This is a genomic window from Rickettsiella massiliensis 20B, assembly GCF_000257395.1.
In the GTDB taxonomy this organism is placed as follows: domain Bacteria; phylum Pseudomonadota; class Gammaproteobacteria; order Diplorickettsiales; family Diplorickettsiaceae; genus Diplorickettsia; species Diplorickettsia massiliensis.
This window is the reverse complement of sequence record NZ_AJGC01000001.1, coordinates 216,128-236,560: the sequence shown is the minus strand read 5'-3', so window position 1 is coordinate 236,560 and position 20,433 is coordinate 216,128. Positions and strand designations below refer to the sequence as shown.

The following is a 20,433-nucleotide window of genomic DNA, read 5'->3' as shown; positions in this document are numbered from 1 at the left end:
TGCCACGCACACCCTTTTTTGCGGAAACACATGAATGAAGGCGAAGCCGATCACCCATCCATTTTCCCCATTGGCAGAGCAGTGCTTGTAAGTCGGGTGGATTCTGTGGTGGTTTTTCTTGTTTTCTCCTTTCCCCAGGAGTCGGGTTGTCATGATCATCAGGGTTTGAACGACCCGGTTTATTCCAGGGCATAAGCGGGTTCCTCTTATTTTTTACAATGAGCCATTTTTGGGAAAATGCTTGGACTTATCAAAAAGATAATTAACAACCGTGCATTTTAGGCAGGACTGACACTTCTCGCAACCATTAATGGCAAATTGTCGGAGTGGTTATCCTCTTCTGATTTCAAAGACTGACCAGATCGCAGGATGTTCTACTATAAAATGAGGTGTTCTCTGCTCGAAGTATCCTCTTTACGATCATTGACATTTTTCTTGGTTGCAGGGTTGCTTAATAATTTTTATTAATGATAGTGATCCACCCTCTCAAAACATCGTAGCAACACTTTTAAAAATTTGGGTGTAAAGCCACAGCAAAAAATAAAAATTTATTTTCGTTAAGTCGTTCGCTAGAAAAAGGTAATAAACATTTACATCCTTTACTTCTTTTAAAATTATCTAAATCATTTTTTAAACTAAATTTCTTATTTTATTAAATAAATATCCTTTTAATCTTATTATGATAATTTTAATTTAACAGGTAATAAATATGCGATTTAAAAAGCTTATAAGAAATATTAAAGAGGGTTTCAAAGAAATAAATAAGAAAAATGATAACATCTCTCTACATTTAGCTGTGAACTCCTCAAAAATGTCGAAAAAATAGATAAAAACGATGAAAATGGCCAAACCGCACTTCATGTAGCCGCGGAGGCAGGTCAGACAGCGGCAGTTAAATTACTCATCGAAAAAGGAGCAAACATAAATGCAAAGGATAAATATAACCAAACCCCGCTGCATTTAGCCACGACGGTAGGCCACACAGGGACTGTTAAGTTACTCCTTGATAATGATGCAAAAACAGATGAAAAGAATAAAAAAGGCTTTAAATCCATTGGATGTAGCTATCAAGGGAGGTCAAGTAGAGGCAGCCACCGTTCTTCTCGAACACGGTGCTAAAGTAAATCAATGTTGTGATTCAGTGTTGATGTCGTCTATGGTACAACAAAATAATAAAATGAATGCGTTATTAAGACAATATGGGAAGAAGGAAATTTTTGCGTCTATTGAGGATTACTTAAAACATCTCTGTTCTTTTCTTGAAATTAAGATGACTAATCAGGACATTCAGCTGTTTGATAAAAAGACGGGTAAAGCCTTATCTGAGGATGCCATAATGAATAAACTGGATAAAATCACCCAGGAAAAATTTAAAACGGTTTATAAGTTGTTTGATGATCTTCATATTAATCAGGATAAAAAAGAAATATTAGAAAAATATAGAGGTAATCCAGTCTTCAAATTTATTAAAAAAGTATTTGTTTTTCTAAACTAAAGTTATCAATGACTTATGGTGTAACATTTTTAAGTCAATTAGAAAAAAGTAACGTTTATCATCTTCTTAATTCTAGTTACTTAGAACCCACGCACGAGATGGTTTCTCAGCGACTCGTTAAGATTTATTTTGTTACTGAATCAGTTGAAGATGGCTATGCATTGCATGATTATTTTCAACTGAATTTGTCATGATTTATTTATAATAGGAAGAAATCGGTTATTTCGTTTTTTGCGAAAAATATATTTTAAGAAAGAACCTTTATTTTATTGTTAATAGTTAAGAAAAGAACTCTCTTAACTTCTTTATTTTTACAGTATTTTTTTAATGTTAGGTTCCTTTTTTACGAAACCCTATCTCTAATTTATACGCTGTTTAATAGCTTTTCAAAAAGAAAGTGTTTGTTAAATGGTAATTGCTTGGCAATGAGAAGAGAAAATATTTATAAATTTATTTAGATTACGAGTCTAATGATTCTATATCAAACGTTTCTTCGGGTTTTGGGTAAATAAAAGCTCGGTAATGGCTTGGTGTAATAAATCAAAACCTTGTTTTTGATGAGCCGATAACCATACGCGGTGTGGTAGGCCAAAACGATTACGTTCTAAGTGAGGTAAGGCGGGGGCTAATAGTAAATCAATTTTGTTATAAACAAATAATTGAGGAATTTTTTCAGCCTGGATTTGTTGTAACACCTTATTCACTTCTTTTTCACGATCCATTTTATCCTGCCGTGTTGCATCGACCACATGTAAGAGTAGATCCGCTTGTTGTGTTTCTTCGAGTGTTGCACTAAACGCTTCAACTAAATGGTGGGGCAGTTGACGAATAAAGCCAACCGTATCGGCAAGAACAACCATTTTTCCATCTATCGTGCGTAAGCGACGGATACTCGGATCGAGGGTTGCGAACGGTTGGTCCGCAGCAAAAACCTCTGCGCCGGTGAGTGCATTAAATAGCGTTGATTTTCCAGTATTGGTATAACCAATTAACGAAATATGGCGTAGTTGTGACTTTCTACGTGCACGTTGACTTTGCGCACGTTGTTTTTGCACCTTATCCAAGCGCTTTTTTATTATTTTAATTTGTTGTTGAATTAAACGTTTATCGGTTTCAAGCTGGGTTTCACCCGGGCCACGTAGACCAATGCCACCACGTTGGCGTTCTAAATGGGTCCAACCGCGAACTAAGCGAGTCGCAGTATGATGCAGTTGTGCAAGTTTAACTTGCAGTTTCCCTTCAAAACTGTGCGCACGTTGCGCGAAAATATCTAAAATTAAACCAATACGCCCCAATACACGGCATTGTAGACGTTTTTCTAAATTGCGTTCTTGGGAAGGCGATAAATTATGATTAAACAGGACAAGTTTAGCTTGATGGGTCGTCAAAGCAGCTTGTATTTCTTCTACTTTACCCAGGCCGACAAAATAGTGGGCAGACGGTTTAATTTGTTTACCAGTAATCAAACATTGCGGTAAGGCACCCGCAGCCAGAGCTAGCTCTTTGAATTCCTCGATGACTTCGCGATCTTCATTTTTAGCAAAATGAAGATGCACCAATACGGCTAGCTCATTACTCTGCGGACGTTCAAACATTCAGTGTTTCTAATTCCTCATGATGACTTTGTGTTTCACTGTCTCCGTCCGCTTTGATGTCAGAGAGCTCAACATTACGCGCCGGTACCACCGTCGAGATCGCATGTTTATAGACCATTTGACTAACGGAATTTTTTAACAATACTACAAATTGATCAAAAGATTCTACTAAGCCCTGTAGTTTGATTCCATTGACAAGATAAATGGCCACGGGAACTTTTTCTTTACGTAGTTTGTTTAGAAAAGGATCTTGTAGTTGCCCTTTAGACATAGGTAGCTTCTCCCTGCAAATTTTAAATATAAATATAATCTTAAAAAACCTTGGTATTAAATTTATTTGGCTTATAACCAAGTCCTGTAAGTTTAGCATGGGAAAGACACAGGGCATAGTCCTTGGTATGAACTTAGTCAAAAATAACTCTATCTTAAAATGATATTAAAAATCAGATAATTATCAAAATTTTCATAAATAGAGTTTTTTCTGGACTTTAATGCGCTTCATCCCAGTTTAACCCGCATCCGATGTCAACAACCAGCGGGACACACAGCGTAGCGGCATGGATCATACACTGTTCAAGCTGGTGGCGTATCTGAGGAACTTGGGAAGCTTCGGCTTCGATGACCAGTTCGTCATGAACTTGCATGATAATCGTGGCATCGAGTTTTTGACTACGTAAGCATTGATCCGTTGCAATCATTGCTTTTTTGATAATATCGGCCGCGCTACCTTGTAACGGTGCATTAATTGCAGCACGTTCACTGGCTTTTTGTTGTAAGGTTTGTTGCGAGAGAATATGAGGCAAGTGTAAACGGCGTCCAAATAAAGTGGTTACATAACCTTGGGCTTTGGCTTCTTGTCGTGTTCGCTCCATATACGCTTTCACGCCGGGATAACGCTTAAAATAACGATCAATATAGGCTTTGGCTTCAGTGCGATCAATTCCTAATTGCCGCGCTAAGCCGAAAGCGGACATCCCATAAATGAGGCCAAAATTAACGGCTTTGGCACAACGACGTTGCTCTGTTGTGACGGCATCTAATGGCGTTTTGAAAATTTCAGACGCGGTGGCTTGGTGAATATCTAAGTTTTGCTGAAAAGCGTGGAGTAGCCCTGCGTCTTGCGAGAAATGTGCCATAATCCGTAATTCAATTTGTGAATAATCGGCGGCAATGAGTCGATAGCCGGGCGCGGCAATAAACGCTTTTCGAATTTTACGCCCTTCTTCATGACGAATAGGAATGTTTTGTAAGTTCGGATCCGAAGAAGAGAGGCGACCGGTTACGACAGCGGCTTGATGATACGAAGTATGAATACGACCGGTTTTTGGATTAATTTGTTGCGGGAGTTTATCAACGTAAGTTGATTTTAATTTAGTTAAACGTCGATAATCGAGAATTACCTGTACGAAGGGTGAGGAAGGGGCCAATAATTGTAAAACATTTTCCGAAGTGGACGGTTGTCCTGTGGGTGTTTTTTCTAGAACAGGTAAATTTTTCTCTTCAAATAACAGACTTTGTAGTTGTTTGGGTGAGTTTAAATTAAATGTTTTTCCAGCGAACAGATAGGCTTGCTTTTCAAGTTGATCAATCCGTTGCGCGAGATCGACACTTTGTTGATGCAGTAATTGCGTATTGATCAGCACGCCACGGCGTTCAATCCGCGAGAGTACTGAAATTAAAGGCATTTCAATCTCAGTGAATAATTCGGCCAATTGCGGTAATTGCTGGAGTTGTGGCCACAGTTGCTGATGTAATTGCAAGGTAATGTCGCTATCTTCTGCGGCATATTTACTGGCGATATCCAGAGGAATTTGATTGAATGTTTTTTGTTTTACGCCTTTGCCGGCAATATCAGTAAATGACGTGGTTTTATACGCAAGGTGTTTCCAAGCCGCATTATCTAAACTATGCTGGTTACTGGCACTATCAAGTAAATAGGATTCAAGTAACGTATCAAACGCAATGCCCTGTAAGGTGATTCCTTGATTAGCGAGGACGTTCATATCATATTTAAGATGATGACCTATTTTTTGTAAGGTGGGGTTTTCTAGTAATGGCTTTAATTGTGCTAAAACCCAGGCTTTGGGTAATTGCTTAGGTGCTTCGGGATAGTCATGGGCCAGAGGAATATAGACGGCTTTGTTTGCTTCAATGGCAAACGATAAACCAACCAGTTCGGCTTTCATACTATCTAAATCAGTGGTTTCTGTGTCTAAAGCCCATCGCGATGCTTTTTTTAAAATGGTTAACCAATCGGTAAATTCTGTTTTGTTCAGTAACGTTTGATATAACGTTGTCTGAGCCGTCGTGGTTTCAGATACGGTTGTTTTGACGGTTGTATCGTGCGCATCACATTCTTTTAGCCAGGTTTTAAATTCCAATTTTTCAAACCAGGATTTGAGCACTGGCCAGTTTGGAGATTGCGCACGGAGATCGGCAAGTTTTATCGGTAAGTCGACATCTCGTTTAATTGTTACTAAACGCTGCGCTAAAGAAAGTTGATCAAGATGTGCTCTGAGTTTTTCGCCGATTTTTCCTGGAATGTCTGCCGCGTGTGCGACTAAATTACTTAAACTTCCGTAGTGTTGTAACCATTTTGCTGCAGTTTTAGGACCGACCCCGGGTACACCGGCGACATTATCCGAAGTATCGCCTACTAGGGCTAAGTAATCGATGATTTGTTCGGGTGTGACACCAAATTTAGCAAGAACACCCTGCTCATCCAGGTAAGTTTCAGACATCGTATTGACTAAGATGATATGTGCGTTGACTAACTGAGCAAAGTCTTTATCTCCAGACGAAATTAAGATAGGTTGATCGGCCGAAACCAGCTTTTCAGCAAGGGTTGCAATAATATCATCGGCTTCAACACCGGGTTGCAAAAAGCGTGGTAAACCCATTGCATCAATGATCGCATAAAGAGGTTCGATTTGTTGTTGGAGTTCTTCAGGCATGGTCGGACGATTGGCTTTATAGTCTTCACAAAGAGAGTGACGAAATGTTTTTTCCTTCGAATCAAAGACAATGGCTAAATATTCTGGCGTATAGCTTTTGAGTAGCTTACGTAACATATTCACCACTCCGTAAATGGCACCAGTGGGTTGACCTTGTGAGTTGTTCAGGGGTGGGAGTGCATGGTAGGCTCGATATAAATAAGAAGATCCATCAACTAAAATAAGTGGTTTTTTTTTCATTAGCGCCTTTAACCCGTGTCTAAGCAAGAGGGATATGATACCATACGCCCCCTCCCTGCCAAGGAGGGGGCGCTTAGGCGAGAAAGGCGATTTCGATTGATCAATGAGGTGTCTAAATGCGTATTGAGCAAGAAGTAAAATTAGATTTTAAAGATGTGCTGATTCGACCTAAACGCAGTACATTACAAACGCGAGCCGATGTCGATTTAACGCGGCAGTATACCTTTAAACACTCGCAATTGACTTGGCACGGTATCCCAATTATCGCTTCGAATATGGATCATACCGGAACCTTTGCGATGGCTAACCAGTTAGCTAAGCATCAACTGCTGACGGCCATTGATAAATTTGCTCGTTTGGAGGATTGGGAGCGGTTTCAAGCAGAAAATCCAGAAGCGAGCGCCTATTGTTGTGCGACAACCGGTATTAAAAAAGAAGATGAAGCCTTATTAGCCAAAATTTTGCAACGTGTTGCGACGCCTTTTATTTGTATTGATGTCGCCAATGGTTATACGCAACGCTTTGTGGATTGTATCGGTGCGCTACGTGAAAAATATCCAAATAAAATCTTGATTGCTGGGAATGTCGTGACGGCTGAAATGGCAGAAGAGCTTATTTTAGCGGGTGCGGATATCATTAAAGTAGGGATTGGTCCTGGCTCCGTTTGCACTACGCGCCTAAAAACCGGGGTGGGTTACCCACAGCTTTCCGCTATTATTGAATGTGCCGATGCGGTCCATGGATTAGGTGGCCATCTTTGTGCGGATGGTGGCTGTGTTTCACCCGGTGATGTGGCCAAAGCGTTTGCAGCAGGTGCTGATTTTGTCATGCTCGGTGGTATGTTTGCCGGTCATGAAGAATGTGCCGGTGAAAAAATACAGGAAAATGGCACTTGGTATATGCGTTTTTATGGTATGAGCTCGAGAGAGGCAATGCATAAGCACTTTGGACGGATGAATAGTTATCGAGCCAGCGAAGGGCGTTCGGTGAATGTGCCTTATCGTGGCCACGTTGAAAAAACCATTTTAGATATTTTAGGGGGATTACGTTCGACGTGTACGTATGTTGGGGCACAACGTTTGAAAGAGCTTTCAAAACGGACGACGTTTGTCCGGGTGACGCAACAACTCAACGAAGTGTTTTCATTGTTGCAGGTCAATGAAGCGCATCAGGATAAATCTTCTTAAAAACCTTTTTTTCAATTCTGCGCGGCAATGCATACACATGTGTGTGCATTGCCATAGCAAGGAAGGGGAAAGGCGATAACAGAGACTGTCTTTAGATAAAAATCAAGGCTAACTCATTAAATTAAACAAAGTTAGCCTGATTTCAACCTATCGTAAACAATGGGTATTAATTTGCGCATAGCGGACAAGCTATTAATTTTCCATTTGTGCTCCATTTTTTGGGCGTTTGAAAAATTGTTGAATAACAGGATTATTTCTTATTGCGACGAGTGTCGACATATAAAGGATAAGCTTCTCCTGTTTTTGAAAGCGTTTCATCTCCCTTGTAAAACTCTTTTTTTTTATTCTTTCCTCTATTTCCTTGCTTTTTTTCTCGCTTTTTTCATTAAATTGTTGGAAATCTGTTTTTAATTGCTTAATCATTTTATTCAAAGCTTCTCTATTTTCATTAAGTTGCTCAAAAAGTCTTGTTATTTCATTTCGATTACAGCCAAATTTTTTTATTAATTTATCTTTAGTAAAATCCTGATCTTTTTTAGATTGATTAAAAATATTATTCCAGGAACGTTCTAATTTTTCACGATCGCTTTCTAATGCTGAACTTATGATATCCCTATTGCTGTCTGGATGAAAAAACAAGTTTCCTTTTCTATAAATTTTAATGATAGTTTTTGATAATTCTTCTTTCTCTTCCTCATTTTTTTGTGCCCAATCTACTGAATCCAGCAAAGGTTCAATAAAAAGATTATTAAATTCTATTAGCTTTTGTTCAAAAAAATTATTGAATATAAGCGCTTTCTCACTGTTATCCTGAAAAATCTTTGTTTTTAAATCATTCCTTGATTTTTCCATCCATTCTTCTATCTCTTTTATTTTTTTTTCACATAAGGTTTTTGTCGTACTGACAGCGATGGTTGCCGATGGTTGTGTATCACTAGGCTGTTCTGCAAGAGTCGATATTTTTAGGGATAAGTTTTGTTCTGACAAATATTCATCTCGAAAATTTAAACATTTTTTATAATACGACAGCGCTTCAATTTGCTGAGAGATGGGACGGAAGCAACGTTGTAACCAACGGCGCCAAACCGGTTTTTCCTTATATATTTGGATCTTGGCTTCTAATTGTGCAGGAGTTAAATTAAATAACGTTACAGATGTTAAGTCCTTCACATCACATGTTAATAAAGATACACCTTTCGACGGTGAAGGAATATAAATCACATCACACCACCGCTTCATTGACCACCATGCAATGCGTTGAGTAAATTGTTGTTCTAACTGCGCTTGCTCTTTTTCTGCTAGGTTACTTGGCATAGTATATCGTTATTATTTTTATCTAAAAAAAATATTATATACCTAAAAGATAAAAAATAAAAGTTTTTAGTGTATTACACGTGTTTTATCTTTATCTCATCACTAAAAAAGGTTTTATTCCCGTTAAACTGACTAAAAAACAGATTTCCTAAAAATTATTCAAAAAAAAGATTTATCATAAAGATATGTTCGCGTTAATAAACGCGAGTACTCTCCAAAAAGCAAAAAAACTCTAGATATCTAAACAATTTGCAAGTTTGCTGTATGATATAAACTACGAAGGTGTATCTAAGCTAGGGATTTTTTAACTTAAGCAAAAATTTACCTAACTATTGCGAGAGAATGAGGCTGAGCACAATAGTTAGAACAAACAATGTAACGACCCCATTACAACAGTCATCTTGCGAGAAAGTGGATCATTTCGTTGACAGGGGCTTAGAATAAAGGAAAATCAAAAAATGGCTATCGGCGATAGAAAAAACAGCGGAGGTTAACAAGCGATGAACGCGATTCATAAACGACGCTTTGGACTTTTACTGTTTGTGTTAAGTGTGTCCTTTAGCGTTGTGTTCTTAGCGTTGTATGCGTTACGCCAAAATATCATCTTTTTTATACCTCGACGCAACTTGTGACCCAATCTATGGTTGGACGATCCACTCATTTTTTTCGTTTAGGTGGACAAGTTTAGCCAGGTAGTTTACGTTTTCTAGAAGGGAATTTGCATACGGCCTTTGTCGCAGAAGATGCGCAACATCAATGTCAAATTGAATTTTGAGATATTTTACCTGATTTATTTCGTGAGGGACGATGGTGGTGGAAGGTGTTTTCGATCAACAGGGTATGGCCCATGCACGCCAGGTACTTGCTAAACATGGGCAGCGGTATCAGCCACCGAGTTAAAAGAATATTTTTAATATCGTGTTTTAGCGGTGATGTAAAGCGGGTTTTAATTGATAACTATTCGCCTGAACGGTGACAACGTCGGTTAGGCAACAGAAAAGGATGCCACGTTTATGAAGAAACTGAAAATAGCCGCCGCTTTTTTTGTATTCCTGATAGCAATGGGCATTTACCTGTTACTGGACCGTTATCTGACGAATGAAGAAATTTCTTTTTTAGGTTCAAGTCGCTTACAACGCGTATTAGTCATTGATTTAGAAGTCAAAACTCATCAATCGCTATCACGGTTTTTACCGGAGTCAACTGGATTTTTAGTAATTCATGCCGAAAAGGCACCCCAAGAACATCGTGAAGATATCCTAGAAACCAAACATATTTTCGAGCAGTTACAACAAAGTCATAAAAATAGTATTATTGTTTCGGACCCGTTATATCCACAAATAGAAGTCTTATTTTTACAGAAAAAAGTGGTGGGTTTACGTGCGCATTATGTGTCTTTAGCAGAATTACAGATTCGTACCTTATTTTTTGATGCGGATTACCTTCATTATTTTCTACCGCTTTATACTGATCGAGCGCCACATGCGGCGGGTTATGCGGTGCTTGCGGATGGTCGACAAATGCGCAATCCATGATATCCTCGTTGAATAAGATGAATAAAAGGCGTCTATTTTTATGCAGGATAAATTAAACCGTTTACGTGGCATGCTTGAATTAGATATTATTTTGTTAGCCTTTTTAGAGCAACAGTATTTCCAATTAGATCCACAAAACCAAATCACGTTCGAGACATTATTGACGTATTCTGACCAAGATTTGTATCGATGGCTTATCAAGCGCGAGAACGTTCATGATCCCCTCTTGCAAAAGATGATTGACCAGGTTCGTCGATGATAGGTCAAGTTTATCATCTGACGCCTTCTTATCGATTAAGCACGGCTTTCTTCTCACTTACGGTCCTCTCGCTAATTTGTATCTTGATGTTGCCGTGGTCTGGCTGGATAAAAGTGATATTGACCGTGTCGATGTTGGTTTATTGCCATCAACAATTTCAACACCACGTTTTCCGAAAAGACGCACAGGCGCTGGTTGCGTTTTGTTTGAAAAAAGCAGGTGTATGGCAACTGACAAACCGCTTACAACAGCAGCAAATGGCCAGGTTATTGTCTAAAACACGCTGTACCCGTCATGTAGTGATTCTTCATTTTCAGAGTTTGCCTTCCAGTATCGGCAGGACGCAATCTTATTCACTTTTTATTTTAAGCGATAGTCTTCAGAATCAGGCTTTTAAATCACTCTGTAGGCAGTTGCGGATGCTGGGTGGAGTCAATGATGTGCTATAAGTCAGTTTTTTCTTAGCTTATTATTTATCCCATAACAAAAATAATGTATTTAAAGAACAAAAATACAAAACCCTACCTAAATATTAAGCCCTATTTTCCCCAAAACAAATCAAAAAGCCGTTTAACAACGAAAAATAGTGTATGATTAGGTCCAATGAAATTTATATTACCTCACTGTTTGGGGTCAATCGTCTATGTCTGAACTAAAACAAAACGTATCTCAATCGAAGGTTACCGTCACCCACGCGGCGGCGTATAAAGTCTGGTCATTGATTCAAGAAGAGGGAAACTCCCAACTTAAGCTCCGGGTTTTCATTACCGGAGGAGGGTGTTCGGGGTTCCAATATGGTTTTACTTTTGATGAAGAAGACCCAAAAGAGGACGATACAGTTATTCGTTATACACTTTCCACTCCAGAGTCTGAGACAGAAACCAGTGAAGTACTTTTTGTGATTGATCCGATGAGTCTCATTTATTTAACCGGGGCTGAAATCGATTATAAGTCAGACTTAAGTGGCGAACAATTTATCATCCGTAATCCCAACGCAAAAACAACATGTGGTTGTGGATCTTCTTTTTCCGCTTAATACCCTTGATCATGAGTCGTTGCTTCTGCGAAATGGTTGATTTAAGACGTTACGTGATGGTGTCTGAGTAAAAAGTAAAACCGGCTCCCGATTTAGGATAAATGCCACCGAGCACGGTAGCCTGTTTGGCGCCCGTTACGTCCGGGAGGTTACCTGGCTTTCCTTCGAGTGTTTGTTTGTCCATTCTGCGGGAATGCCCAACTGATCACAAGGTATCACGGCATGTGGTTGGCAATGTGCGCTCAAGCGCTGCATCAGATGAGTATTATAAACTCCGCCACCACAAACAAAAATCGAACCTTGGAATGGACGAGGTAGCCATTGCAAAGCTAAGGCGACACTTTTTGCAGTGAGTTCGCATAAGGTAGCCTGAATACTTGCCGGATGAGAGGTATGCGGCTGGGTGTTAAGTTGTTTATTAAGCCACTCCAAATTAAATTGTTCTCGACCCGTACTTTTAGGGGGTGGCGTTTGAAAATAATCTTCGGTTAAAAATTGTTCTAGCAAATCTGGATTGAACGGTTGGCTGGCTGCCCACTGACCTTGGTCATCGAAACGGGTTCCCAAATGTTGTTCTGCCCACTGATCCAAAAGCATATTAGCCGGTCCTGTATCGAAACCGAGAACGAGTTGTGCTGGATTCGCAGGCAAATAAGTGATATTTGCAATACCACCGAGATTGAGAATCAGCCGGTCTTCCTCTTGACTACGAAAAACCATATTATGAAACGCCGGGGTGAGCGGTGCACCTTGGCCACCTGCCGCCATATCACGTCGTCGAAAATCGGCGACGGTGGTAATCCCTGTTCCTTCAGCAATAATATTTGGGTCACCAATTTGTAAAGTAAAAGGATAATCCCGTTGTGGGGCATGAAATATGGTTTGACCATGACTACCAATTGCTAAGATTTCGTCGCTTGAGTAAGACGTTTTTGCTAATAATGCTTGTACGGACTGAGTAAATAATTGTCCCATCCGGACATCTAATTCTGCAAAATCGATCACTGTCGAAGTATTTGCCGCACACAAGTGAGTTAATTCAGTTTTTAATTGCATGGGGATCGGCATTTTATGTGTGACGCAGAGCTGTGGACTTGGATTAGAAAAATCGACCAAGGCGGCATCGATGGCATCCATACTGGTTCCAGACATTAAGCCAATGTAGAGTTTTTTCATTGTGTGATGCCTTAAGGCCAATAAATAAAGTAAGTTCAGTGCGCATTATTCTATTGCAATGGGACCTCAAAAAATAGTACGCTTAGGCTTGAGAGTTAGCTAGGCAGTCGCTGTAATCAAGTTTTTGGAACCTATTGTCTTTTATCTTAGTACTCATTTTGAGCGCTATCCTGATAAAAACAATAATTTTCAGGGGATACATTGCAGAGGAAAGTCCGGGCTCCTTAGGGCAAAGCGCCAGGTAATCCCTGGGAGGTTTAAGCCTACGGAAAGTGCCACAGAAAATAAACCGCCTTAAAAAATAGGTTTTAATCTTTTTTAGGGTAAGGGTGAAAAGGTGCGGTAAAAGCGCACCGCATGACTGGTAACAGGCATGGCAGGGCAAACCCCGCTTGGAGCAAGACCAAATAGGAATCCTAATTGCGTGGCCCGCGCTGGATTCGGGTAGGTCGCTTGAGGTATAAGGTGACGTATATCCTAGATGAATGACTGTCCACGACAGAACCCGGCTTATCGGTTAACTCTCTTTTCTTTATTAAGATGCGATTCTTCATTTAAAAAAAAGAGAGCATGTTTTTTATTTGATCTTGTATTGCGTAGATTTTACGCTCGTTCAAGTTTACTTCTAACTTTTTCCATTTTGTCTCGGTGATTGATAATTGATCGAATCGTTAATATATATTTATATTTCTGATAATTTTTTAAGATAAAATTAAATTGAATAAATATCGAACGCAGCTTGACAAGAAGCATTTTTAATTTCTATAGTGTAATTAAGTGGGAAAAGTGGCTAGATGTGGGAAAAATGGGATAAAAAATGTTTCGTGGCATAAACTCAGTACTGATCGATGCCAAAGGCCGAATTAAATTACCGGCCCGCTATCGACAATTACTGACTTCGGCGATAGAGTGCCCACCTTTGGTGGTGACGATTGATACCGACTCGCCGTGTTTACTACTTTATCCTGCCCAGGAATGGGCAATGATTGAACAAAAAATACAAGCTTTACCGAGTTTTAATCCTGCAGCTCGACGTGTCCAGCGTTTGCTGATAGGTCATGCCACAGAAATTGAATTGGATATGGCCGTATTTTATTGCCTGCGCTCTTAAGAGAGTATGCACATTTGGAAAAGGAACTTCGTATTGTCGGCCAAGGAAAGAAAATTGAGTTGTGGAGCGCAGGAGAGTGGCAGGCTTACCGAACACAATGGCTCGCTGAAACCACCCAACCGGGCGATTTGCCCGATGAGTTACAGACGTTGGCTTTATAAATGAAAAAACAAGAACAACATCAGCCCGTTTTTTTGGACGAAGTTATTCAGTATCTGGCGATCAATCCACAAGGAATTTATGTGGATGCGACGTTTGGTCGTGGAGGGCATAGTCGTTCGCTGTTGCAGAAATTAGGATCACACGGGCGTTTGTTGGTGATAGATAAAGATCCTGCTGCCATAGCCAGCGCTCAGCAGTTGGCGGTACAAGATCTGCGCGTCGAAGTACATGATGGTTCATTCACGTGCATCGCAGCGGTGATAAAAGAGAAAGAGATAAAAGAAAAAATTAACGGAATATTGTTTGATTTAGGGGTTTCCTCGCCCCAATTGGATCAAGCGGAACGAGGCTTTAGTTTTTTACGCGACGGTCCGTTAGATATGCGGATGGATCCACGTTCCGGCATCAGTGCGGCCGAATGGATACAAACGGTACGTGAAGAGGATATGGTACGAATTTTTAAAGAATATGGAGAAGAACGCTACGCAAAACGTATTGCGCGGGCGATTGCTCACTTACGGAACGAAACGTCGATTACTACGACTAAGCAGTTAGCCGATATCGTGAGTGAAGCACATCCGCATTGGGAAAAACATAAACACCCCGCAACACGGGTGTTTCAAGCAATACGTATTTGGATCAATAACGAATTTGGGGAATTAACGATGGCTTTAAAACAAAGTTTAGAAGGGTTAGCGGTGGGGGGGCGCCTGGCCGTAATTAGTTTTCACTCATTAGAAGATCGTATTGTGAAACAGTTTATACGTGAACAGGCGTGTGAACCCAATGCGTTGAAATGTTTACCTATGACCACGCCCGCGCATTTTCAACCACGTTTGAAAGTGCTTACCCGTGGCATCAAAGCCGATGCGCAAAAGATAGATGAAAATCCGCGTTGTCGAAGTGCCGTATTACGTGTTGCGGAGAAAATACGATGAATGCAGCAACTCGATCTTTTTCACGCGGCACGGCTCTGACTTGGGGCAAAAGTCAATTTTGGCGATGGACATTGACTCGACAAACCACTTAGCTTGGCGGTGCTTGCTTCAGCATTATCAGTGATTTATGTGAAAGCGGCACAACGTAATTTATATAGTACGTTAGAAACCAATCAACAAGAGCATCAACAACTTAAAGTGCAATGGAGTCAGTTATTGTTAGAAGAAAACACCTGGGCAGCGCCGGCCCGTATTCAGGCTTTAGCGCAAAAATCGCTTAAAATGAAAATGCCACAAATCAATGATACGATTTTACTGACCGAATTCGCTGACCAATAATCTGTTCTCATGGGAATACGCCGCACTAAAAAAACGAAACGTATTCCCTTTTCGGCTAAATTCCGTTTAGGTGTTTTGGTCAGTGTTCTGTGTTTAATTCTTTTAGGATTAATCGCGCGATTAATTGATCTGACTGTAATCAATCGAAAATTTTTGCGTGCTCAGGGTGACGCGCGAACCGTCCGTCAACAAGTAATTCCTGCGCATCGGGGTATGATTCTGGATCGACAAGGTGAGCCCTTAGCCATTAGTTCTCCTGTTAAAGCGGTGTGGATTGATTCTAATACTTTCAAAGCCAATCGAGAACAACTTCAGGTATTAAGTCTTTTATTGCAAGTATCAATACCTACCTTAAAAAAACAAATCCAACATGCCAAAAACAAAGAATTTTTTTATTTAAAACGGGGCTTAAGCCCACAACGAGCGGCCTTGATTAAAAAACTCAAGATACCCGGGCTTTTTTTTCAAGAAGAGTATCACCGCTATTATCCCGAAGCCGAGGTGATGGCCCATGTGCTTGGACGAACGAATATTGACGATCAAGGGCAAGAAGGATTAGAGCTGGCATACAATGATTGGTTAGCGGGTCGACCCGGATCGAAAAAAGTGATTAAAGATCGTTTCGGACATGTTGTGGCCGAAGTGGGGCCTCTGCGTGTTCCACAGCCAGGCCATCCTTTACAAATCAGTTTGGATCGTAAACTGCAATACACCGCTTACCAAGCCTTAAAGTCGGGTGTAGACAGTTATCAAGCCGATGCGGGATCGATTATTGTTTTGGATGTTGTCACCGGTGAAATCTTAGCGATGGTTAATTGGCCTGCTTATAATCCGAATGATTGTATTCAACTGCAAAAAGGAGGAGATGGTCGTTATCGTAATCGGGCTTTGACCGACTTATTTGAACCGGGTTCGACGATAAAAAGTTTTAGTATGGCCAGTGTCTTGGCCAGCGGACGCTTTACACCACACACTCAGATTGATACTTCTCCAGGTTGGATGATTGTTGCCGGCAAACGAATCATGGATGAAAAAAACAATGGGGCGATGGATTTAACTAAGATTTTACAGATTTCCAGTAATATGGGTATGTCGAAATTAGTGTTATCTTTGCCCCCGGATAATTTATGGCAAACGTTGCACGCGGTGGGGTTTGGTCAGATCACAGACAGTCATTTTCCGGGCGAGCGAAGTGGTCAATTACCGCATTATAAAATATGGAATCCCTTTGTGTTAGCGACGCTTTCTTTTGGTTACGGTCTTTCTGTAACAGCATTACAATTAGCGCAAGCTTACGCAATATTAGCACATCACGGCGTGAAAATCCCGGTATCTTTTCTTAAAGTGCAAGGTGCACCGCCACAAGGCCGTACGGTACTCAAACCACAAGTCTGCCAGCAAATCTTAGATATGTTAGAGTCGGTTTTAGCGAAAGGAGGCACGGCACCTTTAGCACGTGTTCCCGGTTACCGAGTGACGGGCAAAACCGGTACAACACGTATCGTCGGCGCACATGGTTATGAAAAACATCACTATAATAGTTTTTTTATTGGTATCGCCCCCGCGAGTCGCCCACGATTGGTGGTCGCTGTGGTGTTACATAATCCTAAAGGGAAAAAGTATTATGGTGGATATACGGCTGGACCAATCTTCTCACAAGTGATGCGTAATGCGTTGCATCTTCTGAATGTTCCACCGGATGATATCACCAGTTTTAATCAAATCTCCTGACTACTTTTTTAAAGTGATCCATCAAAACTGAACGGTTTTCTTATTAAGTTAAATTCTATAGAAATAGGAAAATAGACCTTAAACAATAAATTAAAGAAAAAACAGCTATTTTTTTCAAAAAATCGAGAAAAGTAGCTGTTAACCTATATTGAATTTGTATGCGAATAATCTTAGAATTTTTAAGGAAGGCGTATTTGTACGGTCAGATTGAGAATTATCAGCCATGGAATTTTTTTTGCTTTGTTCACTTCTATCCTGGTTAAGATTTGTGTAGGTATAGGTATTGGCTCAAAAAAAGATGAGGGTGAACTTTTAGCAGTTAACGTTCCTTGCTCCATTGGAGTTGGGCTAGGTTGTGTAGAGTTTGTATTTGTAGGCGCTTTACCTAAATATCTTAATTTTCTATTCTTAATAAGATCTTGGATTTCTGCTTGAAAATTCTGATGTTGTTTAGATTGAAATTTTAAAGTGTAAACTGTTAATGGAAAGCCAGCTTTACACACTTCTTGTTTAACGTCTTCGGGTAAATTTTGATTCTCGGTGGCCGCTAAAAATTCTTCCTTATTTTTATAACTTCTGATGTTGGCTATTTTTCCAGTAACTTCTCTATAAGCTATCATTGATAGAATGGATTGTTTTTTGTTTATCTTCACCACATATCTCCACAACTGGCCCGTAGATATTTTTAGTATTACCTTGGGCTACTACTAGTACAGCAGAGCGGGATCTTGCTTGCTTGTTTGTTTGTGCTGTCGCTGAATTAATCGAATCTATCCATATTTGTTTCTCTTCATATAATTCTTCGTTATCAATGCCTATATACTAGAGGTCTTCATTACTTAGCCCCATCACCGTCGAAAAGCTTTCCTTATTGGAATTAATGAAATAAAAGTCATGCGGAACCGAAGAGCCTGTGATAGCGTGCGTGGATGAACGAAGCAGGTAAATCATCATTCCGTATAGTCATGTTATTCTGAAGTGAATGTTAGCTTTTTACTATGTTCATCTCCTCATTGAAATAGTATGGGTAGTTTGCTCAACATGAGTTTGTTTTTCAATATGATTGACGAACATTCGTGTTTTAAAAGTAGTCTCTTTATCGCTAAAAAGCTTTTGAATACAATGAAAAATATTCATTAACGTCTTTATGCCAGGTTTGTATCGTTCTTTATCTATTATGTTGCCATAATCCTTTTCCCATCTATCAAATTTTCTTTCTAATTCTTCTGGCGTTATGTTTAGCGGCAATTTATTCACCCGTTTCTTTAACTGCTCAACGGCTTGCTGCTTACTGTCACCTGGCATTAAGAAAAAAGTAGATACATATCTACTTTTTTCTTTCCCTAGATCTAGCTTATTTTTTTCAAAAGCGTCAATAATTTTTTTAAGTCATTGAGCCAATTTTATTTTTTCAGGTACTAACAGTAGTAAATTCCCAGCATTTTCCTTAAACCTAAGCAGCTCACTAACTTCTTTAAGTGTACAATCGGGGTGTTCCCAATCTTCTAAGAAGATTTTAGTTATAGCCTTTTTAAATGTTTTCTCAAATGAAGCGCCCGCCTCGTTCGGTGGAACTTCTTTTATTTAAAGAAACTGAGTTAAGTTTTTAAAGTAGTCAATTTTTTATTCATCAGAATCGGTTGTTCTTAACATAAAAAAGAATTTATAAATTAACCTTTTTAAGGTAGGATCTTTAGCAAACAAATTATTTATTTTTGTTTCAAAATTCTGATTAATATTCCCCTTTAAAATCTCATCTACAAGCTCATATTCTTCTAATTCATATCTTGTTGTATAGTTATCATTATTTTTTTCTAAAATATTTTTTTTGAGCGCTAACATTTCACTAAGTAATTGCTGTTTTAAATAGTTATCTTTTATGGTTTTTTCCATAATTCTTGTATTTCACAGCATTCACGCTTCTATTTTTTATAAAGCTGACGTATGGTATCTGAAGGATTATTACCCGTCCTGGCAGCAAGTTGTTGGATAGGTTTTTTGTGTCCATTGATTATACTTATTACCTTTCCTTCCCACGAAGTTAAATAACTGAGTATAGTTTCTTTCGCTTTTTGAAAATAATTACCTCATTCTAGTTTATCTTTAAATTTTCCCAGCTGCTCACTTAGCTCGCTAGTGTTATCTAGAGTGTGATCTTGAAAAGTATTGGATTGTAATTTGTCTAATTCTATGCGCCATTCAGAAATAAGCGATTTTAACTCTTCACAACGGGGGCAATGTGATTCAAGTTGTGTAAATCGAGCCTCAATATCCGCTCGTTGTTCTTGATTAGCCTGATAAATAGATTGAAATGATTTAAAGGATGTAATAAATCTCGCTATATAAAACTCATTGCTTAATTCCTCACTAAGCTTTTTAATCGTTTCTTCTGTTGGGAGATTACTACTTATTATTTTATTCGCATGTGTTTGAGCGAATTCAATAGTAGATTTAATTTCTGCTAGCGAGATAGGTATCTCTAATCTTCGATGAGAAGCTTTCAAGTCCCTTCTCTTTTTCTGTTAACAAGGCTTGAGTAAAATCTTGTAATAGCTTTGACATTTGGTCATTTAATTTTGAGGAAACTTCATCAATTTTTTGAGTTATGTTTATCACGTGTTTTTTAGCTCTGCATTGGAGAGCTTAGGTGGAAGACGATTTATGAATTTATTAAGATCATGTAGCTCTAATTAGTTTGTTAAAAAAGCTGAATAAGCTGTGTGTTCGCTTATTGCCTTCAGATACGTATTGATACTGGTTTGCCAACGATCCATATTGGATTGAATAAACTTTCTAATTTTAATAAATTTATTTATTATTATTTTGGTTATTAATTTAATTGATTTATAACAGCGGAACCTTAAAAAATTATTAATAAGGTTATCGGTGGACGGAAAGAAAAGGCACTGTTAAAAATTAATCTAATAGTAGACTTTTTGGTTATCAAGTTGTTTGCTAGACTCTGAACAGTTTGATAATCCACTGGGAAAAAGAAATCGTTTTAGGAGTTTTCAGAATAACGCTTAAATCTGGGTGGCTACGGTAATTACTTATTTGTTTTTATTATATTATGAAGACTATACATCGAGGAGAAATGTTGGCTAATCGTTCGATGAGCTATATTTGGGTTTTAGTTAAGTGGTATACGTTCACTTGTTCGGATAGTTTTTGTGCTTTTTCTCATCAAGGAGATGGCCAAAATTGTTCGTGAGAAGCGTCATCTCCTGGGATCAACGGTTCCTTATAACTTATTTTATTGTTCAAAAGTATGAAACTTAAAAGATCAATCTAATCGAATAAATAGCTATTTCTCCGATTTTTGAAAAAATAGCTATTTTTGAGTATTAAATTTAAACGCAAG

Annotated in this window: 19 protein-coding genes, 1 other RNA gene and 3 pseudogenes; 14 read left to right on the top strand and 9 right to left on the bottom strand. The window is 39.1% G+C overall.

From position 1 onward, the window contains the following. Window positions 1-813: 813 nt before the first annotated feature. A pseudogene (locus S3O_RS20240) lies at window positions 814-1,119 on the top strand (ankyrin repeat domain-containing protein); the annotation flags it as partial. Next, window positions 1,010-1,495 (top strand): ankyrin repeat domain-containing protein, encoded by a 486-nt coding sequence (locus S3O_RS0101360; protein ID WP_010597262.1) that lies wholly within the window; start codon window positions 1,010-1,012, stop codon window positions 1,493-1,495. The pseudogene S3O_RS20240 and the gene S3O_RS0101360, both read left to right, overlap by 110 nt. A 476-nt stretch (window positions 1,496-1,971) precedes the next feature. On the opposite strand, the gene hflX is transcribed toward S3O_RS0101360, so the two are convergent. From hflX to polA, 3 genes are all read right to left on the bottom strand, one after another. Further along, window positions 1,972-3,090 (bottom strand): ribosome rescue GTPase HflX, encoded by a 1,119-nt coding sequence (gene hflX / locus S3O_RS0101350; RefSeq protein ID WP_010597260.1) that lies wholly within the window; start codon window positions 3,088-3,090, stop codon window positions 1,972-1,974. Beyond that, the gene (gene hfq / locus S3O_RS0101345) at window positions 3,083-3,361 is read right to left on the bottom strand and encodes an RNA chaperone Hfq (protein WP_010597259.1); all 279 of its coding nucleotides are present in this window, start codon (window positions 3,359-3,361) and stop codon (window positions 3,083-3,085) included. The genes hflX and hfq overlap by 8 nt, the downstream gene beginning before the upstream one ends. Before the next feature lie 217 nt (window positions 3,362-3,578). Beyond that, window positions 3,579-6,284: a DNA polymerase I gene (polA, locus tag S3O_RS0101340; RefSeq protein ID WP_010597258.1), complete on the bottom strand. Its 2,706-nt coding sequence runs from the start codon at window positions 6,282-6,284 to the stop codon at window positions 3,579-3,581. Window positions 6,285-6,400: 116 nt separating this feature from the next. Here polA and S3O_RS0101335 point away from each other — a divergent pair, with 116 nt between their 5' ends. Then, entirely contained in the window at window positions 6,401-7,471 is a 1,071-nt protein-coding gene (locus S3O_RS0101335; RefSeq protein ID WP_010597257.1) for a GMP reductase, read from the top strand. 192 nt (window positions 7,472-7,663) lie between these two features. Here the strand turns inward: S3O_RS0101335 and S3O_RS0101330 are convergent, their stop codons facing one another. Continuing rightward, window positions 7,664-8,692 carry a hypothetical protein gene (locus S3O_RS0101330; RefSeq protein WP_156792672.1) on the bottom strand — a complete coding sequence of 343 codons (1,029 nt, stop codon included), beginning with the start codon at window positions 8,690-8,692 and terminating at the stop codon, window positions 7,664-7,666. Between the two features lie 593 nt (window positions 8,693-9,285). Here S3O_RS0101330 and S3O_RS19340 point away from each other — a divergent pair. The 6 genes from S3O_RS19340 to erpA all read left to right on the top strand — a co-directional run bounded on the left by S3O_RS19340 (window position 9,286) and on the right by erpA (window position 11,615). Further along, a complete protein-coding gene (locus tag S3O_RS19340; protein ID WP_268869397.1) occupies window positions 9,286-9,417 on the top strand; it encodes a hypothetical protein in 132 nt (43 codons plus the stop codon). A 178-nt stretch (window positions 9,418-9,595) separates the two neighbouring features. Next, entirely contained in the window at window positions 9,596-9,685 is a 90-nt protein-coding gene (locus S3O_RS16920; RefSeq protein ID WP_192805844.1) for a cytochrome c maturation protein CcmE domain-containing protein, read from the top strand. Between the two features lie 113 nt (window positions 9,686-9,798). Next, on the top strand, window positions 9,799-10,320 hold the full coding sequence (locus S3O_RS0101325; RefSeq protein WP_010597255.1) for a hypothetical protein: 522 nt from the start codon (window positions 9,799-9,801) through the stop codon (window positions 10,318-10,320). A 40-nt stretch (window positions 10,321-10,360) separates the two neighbouring features. Next, window positions 10,361-10,579 carry an FAD assembly factor SdhE gene (locus tag S3O_RS0101320; RefSeq protein ID WP_010597254.1) on the top strand — a complete coding sequence of 73 codons (219 nt, stop codon included), beginning with the start codon at window positions 10,361-10,363 and terminating at the stop codon, window positions 10,577-10,579. Next, a complete protein-coding gene (locus tag S3O_RS0101315; protein ID WP_010597253.1) occupies window positions 10,576-11,028 on the top strand; it encodes a protein YgfX in 453 nt (150 codons plus the stop codon). Before S3O_RS0101320 ends, S3O_RS0101315 begins: the two co-directional genes overlap by 4 nt. Before the next feature lie 194 nt (window positions 11,029-11,222). Beyond that, window positions 11,223-11,615: an iron-sulfur cluster insertion protein ErpA gene (erpA, locus tag S3O_RS0101310; RefSeq protein WP_010597252.1), complete on the top strand. Its 393-nt coding sequence runs from the start codon at window positions 11,223-11,225 to the stop codon at window positions 11,613-11,615. A gap of 49 nt (window positions 11,616-11,664) precedes the next feature. Here erpA and S3O_RS10510 read toward each other — a convergent pair. Beyond that, window positions 11,665-12,752: pseudogene (locus S3O_RS10510) on the bottom strand (anhydro-N-acetylmuramic acid kinase). A gap of 130 nt (window positions 12,753-12,882) precedes the next feature. Between S3O_RS10510 and rnpB the strand changes: the two are divergent. The 5 genes and pseudogenes from rnpB to S3O_RS0101285 all read left to right on the top strand — a co-directional run bounded on the left by rnpB (window position 12,883) and on the right by S3O_RS0101285 (window position 17,072). Continuing rightward, window positions 12,883-13,320: RNase P RNA component class A (gene rnpB, locus S3O_RS15505), an RNA gene on the top strand. A gap of 288 nt (window positions 13,321-13,608) precedes the next feature. After that, a pseudogene (gene mraZ, locus S3O_RS13135) lies at window positions 13,609-14,063 on the top strand (division/cell wall cluster transcriptional repressor MraZ). Then, the gene (gene rsmH, locus S3O_RS0101295; RefSeq protein ID WP_010597248.1) at window positions 14,064-15,002 is read left to right on the top strand and encodes a 16S rRNA (cytosine(1402)-N(4))-methyltransferase RsmH; all 939 of its coding nucleotides are present in this window, start codon (window positions 14,064-14,066) and stop codon (window positions 15,000-15,002) included. A 99-nt stretch (window positions 15,003-15,101) separates the two neighbouring features. Then, window positions 15,102-15,341 (top strand): cell division protein FtsL, encoded by a 240-nt coding sequence (gene ftsL / locus S3O_RS10500; protein ID WP_192805843.1) that lies wholly within the window; start codon window positions 15,102-15,104, stop codon window positions 15,339-15,341. Between the two features lie 9 nt (window positions 15,342-15,350). Then, complete coding sequence (locus S3O_RS0101285) at window positions 15,351-17,072, top strand: peptidoglycan D,D-transpeptidase FtsI family protein (RefSeq protein ID WP_010597246.1); 1,722 nt, start codon at window positions 15,351-15,353, stop codon at window positions 17,070-17,072. A gap of 179 nt (window positions 17,073-17,251) precedes the next feature. Here the strand turns inward: S3O_RS0101285 and S3O_RS0101280 are convergent, their stop codons facing one another. The 4 genes from S3O_RS0101280 to S3O_RS0101265 all read right to left on the bottom strand — a co-directional run bounded on the left by S3O_RS0101280 (window position 17,252) and on the right by S3O_RS0101265 (window position 19,576). Next, window positions 17,252-17,725, bottom strand: coding sequence for a hypothetical protein (locus tag S3O_RS0101280; protein WP_156792670.1), 474 nt, complete (start codon window positions 17,723-17,725; stop codon window positions 17,252-17,254). A gap of 349 nt (window positions 17,726-18,074) precedes the next feature. Beyond that, window positions 18,075-18,377, bottom strand: coding sequence for a hypothetical protein (locus tag S3O_RS0101275; protein WP_010597244.1), 303 nt, complete (start codon window positions 18,375-18,377; stop codon window positions 18,075-18,077). 318 nt (window positions 18,378-18,695) lie between these two features. Beyond that, complete coding sequence (locus S3O_RS0101270) at window positions 18,696-18,965, bottom strand: hypothetical protein (protein ID WP_010597243.1); 270 nt, start codon at window positions 18,963-18,965, stop codon at window positions 18,696-18,698. 194 nt (window positions 18,966-19,159) lie between these two features. After that, window positions 19,160-19,576 carry a hypothetical protein gene (locus S3O_RS0101265; RefSeq protein WP_010597242.1) on the bottom strand — a complete coding sequence of 139 codons (417 nt, stop codon included), beginning with the start codon at window positions 19,574-19,576 and terminating at the stop codon, window positions 19,160-19,162. Window positions 19,577-20,433 lie beyond the last annotated feature (857 nt).

What these genes read in the sequence shown, in the direction of transcription:
- S3O_RS0101360 (WP_010597262.1), top strand. Translation starts at nt 1,010, where the DNA reads ATGATGCAAAAACAGATGAAAAGAATAAAAAAGGCTTTAAATCCATTG.
- hflX (WP_010597260.1), bottom strand. Translation starts at nt 3,090, where the DNA reads ATGTTTGAACGTCCGCAGAGTAATGAGCTAGCCGTATTGGTGCATCTT.
- hfq (WP_010597259.1), bottom strand. Translation starts at nt 3,361, where the DNA reads ATGTCTAAAGGGCAACTACAAGATCCTTTTCTAAACAAACTACGTAAA.
- polA (WP_010597258.1), bottom strand. Translation starts at nt 6,284, where the DNA reads ATGAAAAAAAAACCACTTATTTTAGTTGATGGATCTTCTTATTTATAT.
- S3O_RS0101335 (WP_010597257.1), top strand. Translation starts at nt 6,401, where the DNA reads ATGCGTATTGAGCAAGAAGTAAAATTAGATTTTAAAGATGTGCTGATT.
- S3O_RS19340 (WP_268869397.1), top strand. Translation starts at nt 9,286, where the DNA reads ATGAACGCGATTCATAAACGACGCTTTGGACTTTTACTGTTTGTGTTA.
- S3O_RS0101325 (WP_010597255.1), top strand. Translation starts at nt 9,799, where the DNA reads ATGAAGAAACTGAAAATAGCCGCCGCTTTTTTTGTATTCCTGATAGCA.
- S3O_RS0101320 (WP_010597254.1), top strand. Translation starts at nt 10,361, where the DNA reads ATGCAGGATAAATTAAACCGTTTACGTGGCATGCTTGAATTAGATATT.
- S3O_RS0101315 (WP_010597253.1), top strand. Translation starts at nt 10,576, where the DNA reads ATGATAGGTCAAGTTTATCATCTGACGCCTTCTTATCGATTAAGCACG.
- erpA (WP_010597252.1), top strand. Translation starts at nt 11,223, where the DNA reads ATGTCTGAACTAAAACAAAACGTATCTCAATCGAAGGTTACCGTCACC.
- rsmH (WP_010597248.1), top strand. Translation starts at nt 14,064, where the DNA reads ATGAAAAAACAAGAACAACATCAGCCCGTTTTTTTGGACGAAGTTATT.
- S3O_RS0101285 (WP_010597246.1), top strand. Translation starts at nt 15,351, where the DNA reads ATGGGAATACGCCGCACTAAAAAAACGAAACGTATTCCCTTTTCGGCT.
- S3O_RS0101275 (WP_010597244.1), bottom strand. Translation starts at nt 18,377, where the DNA reads ATGCCAGGTGACAGTAAGCAGCAAGCCGTTGAGCAGTTAAAGAAACGG.
- S3O_RS0101270 (WP_010597243.1), bottom strand. Translation starts at nt 18,965, where the DNA reads ATGGAAAAAACCATAAAAGATAACTATTTAAAACAGCAATTACTTAGT.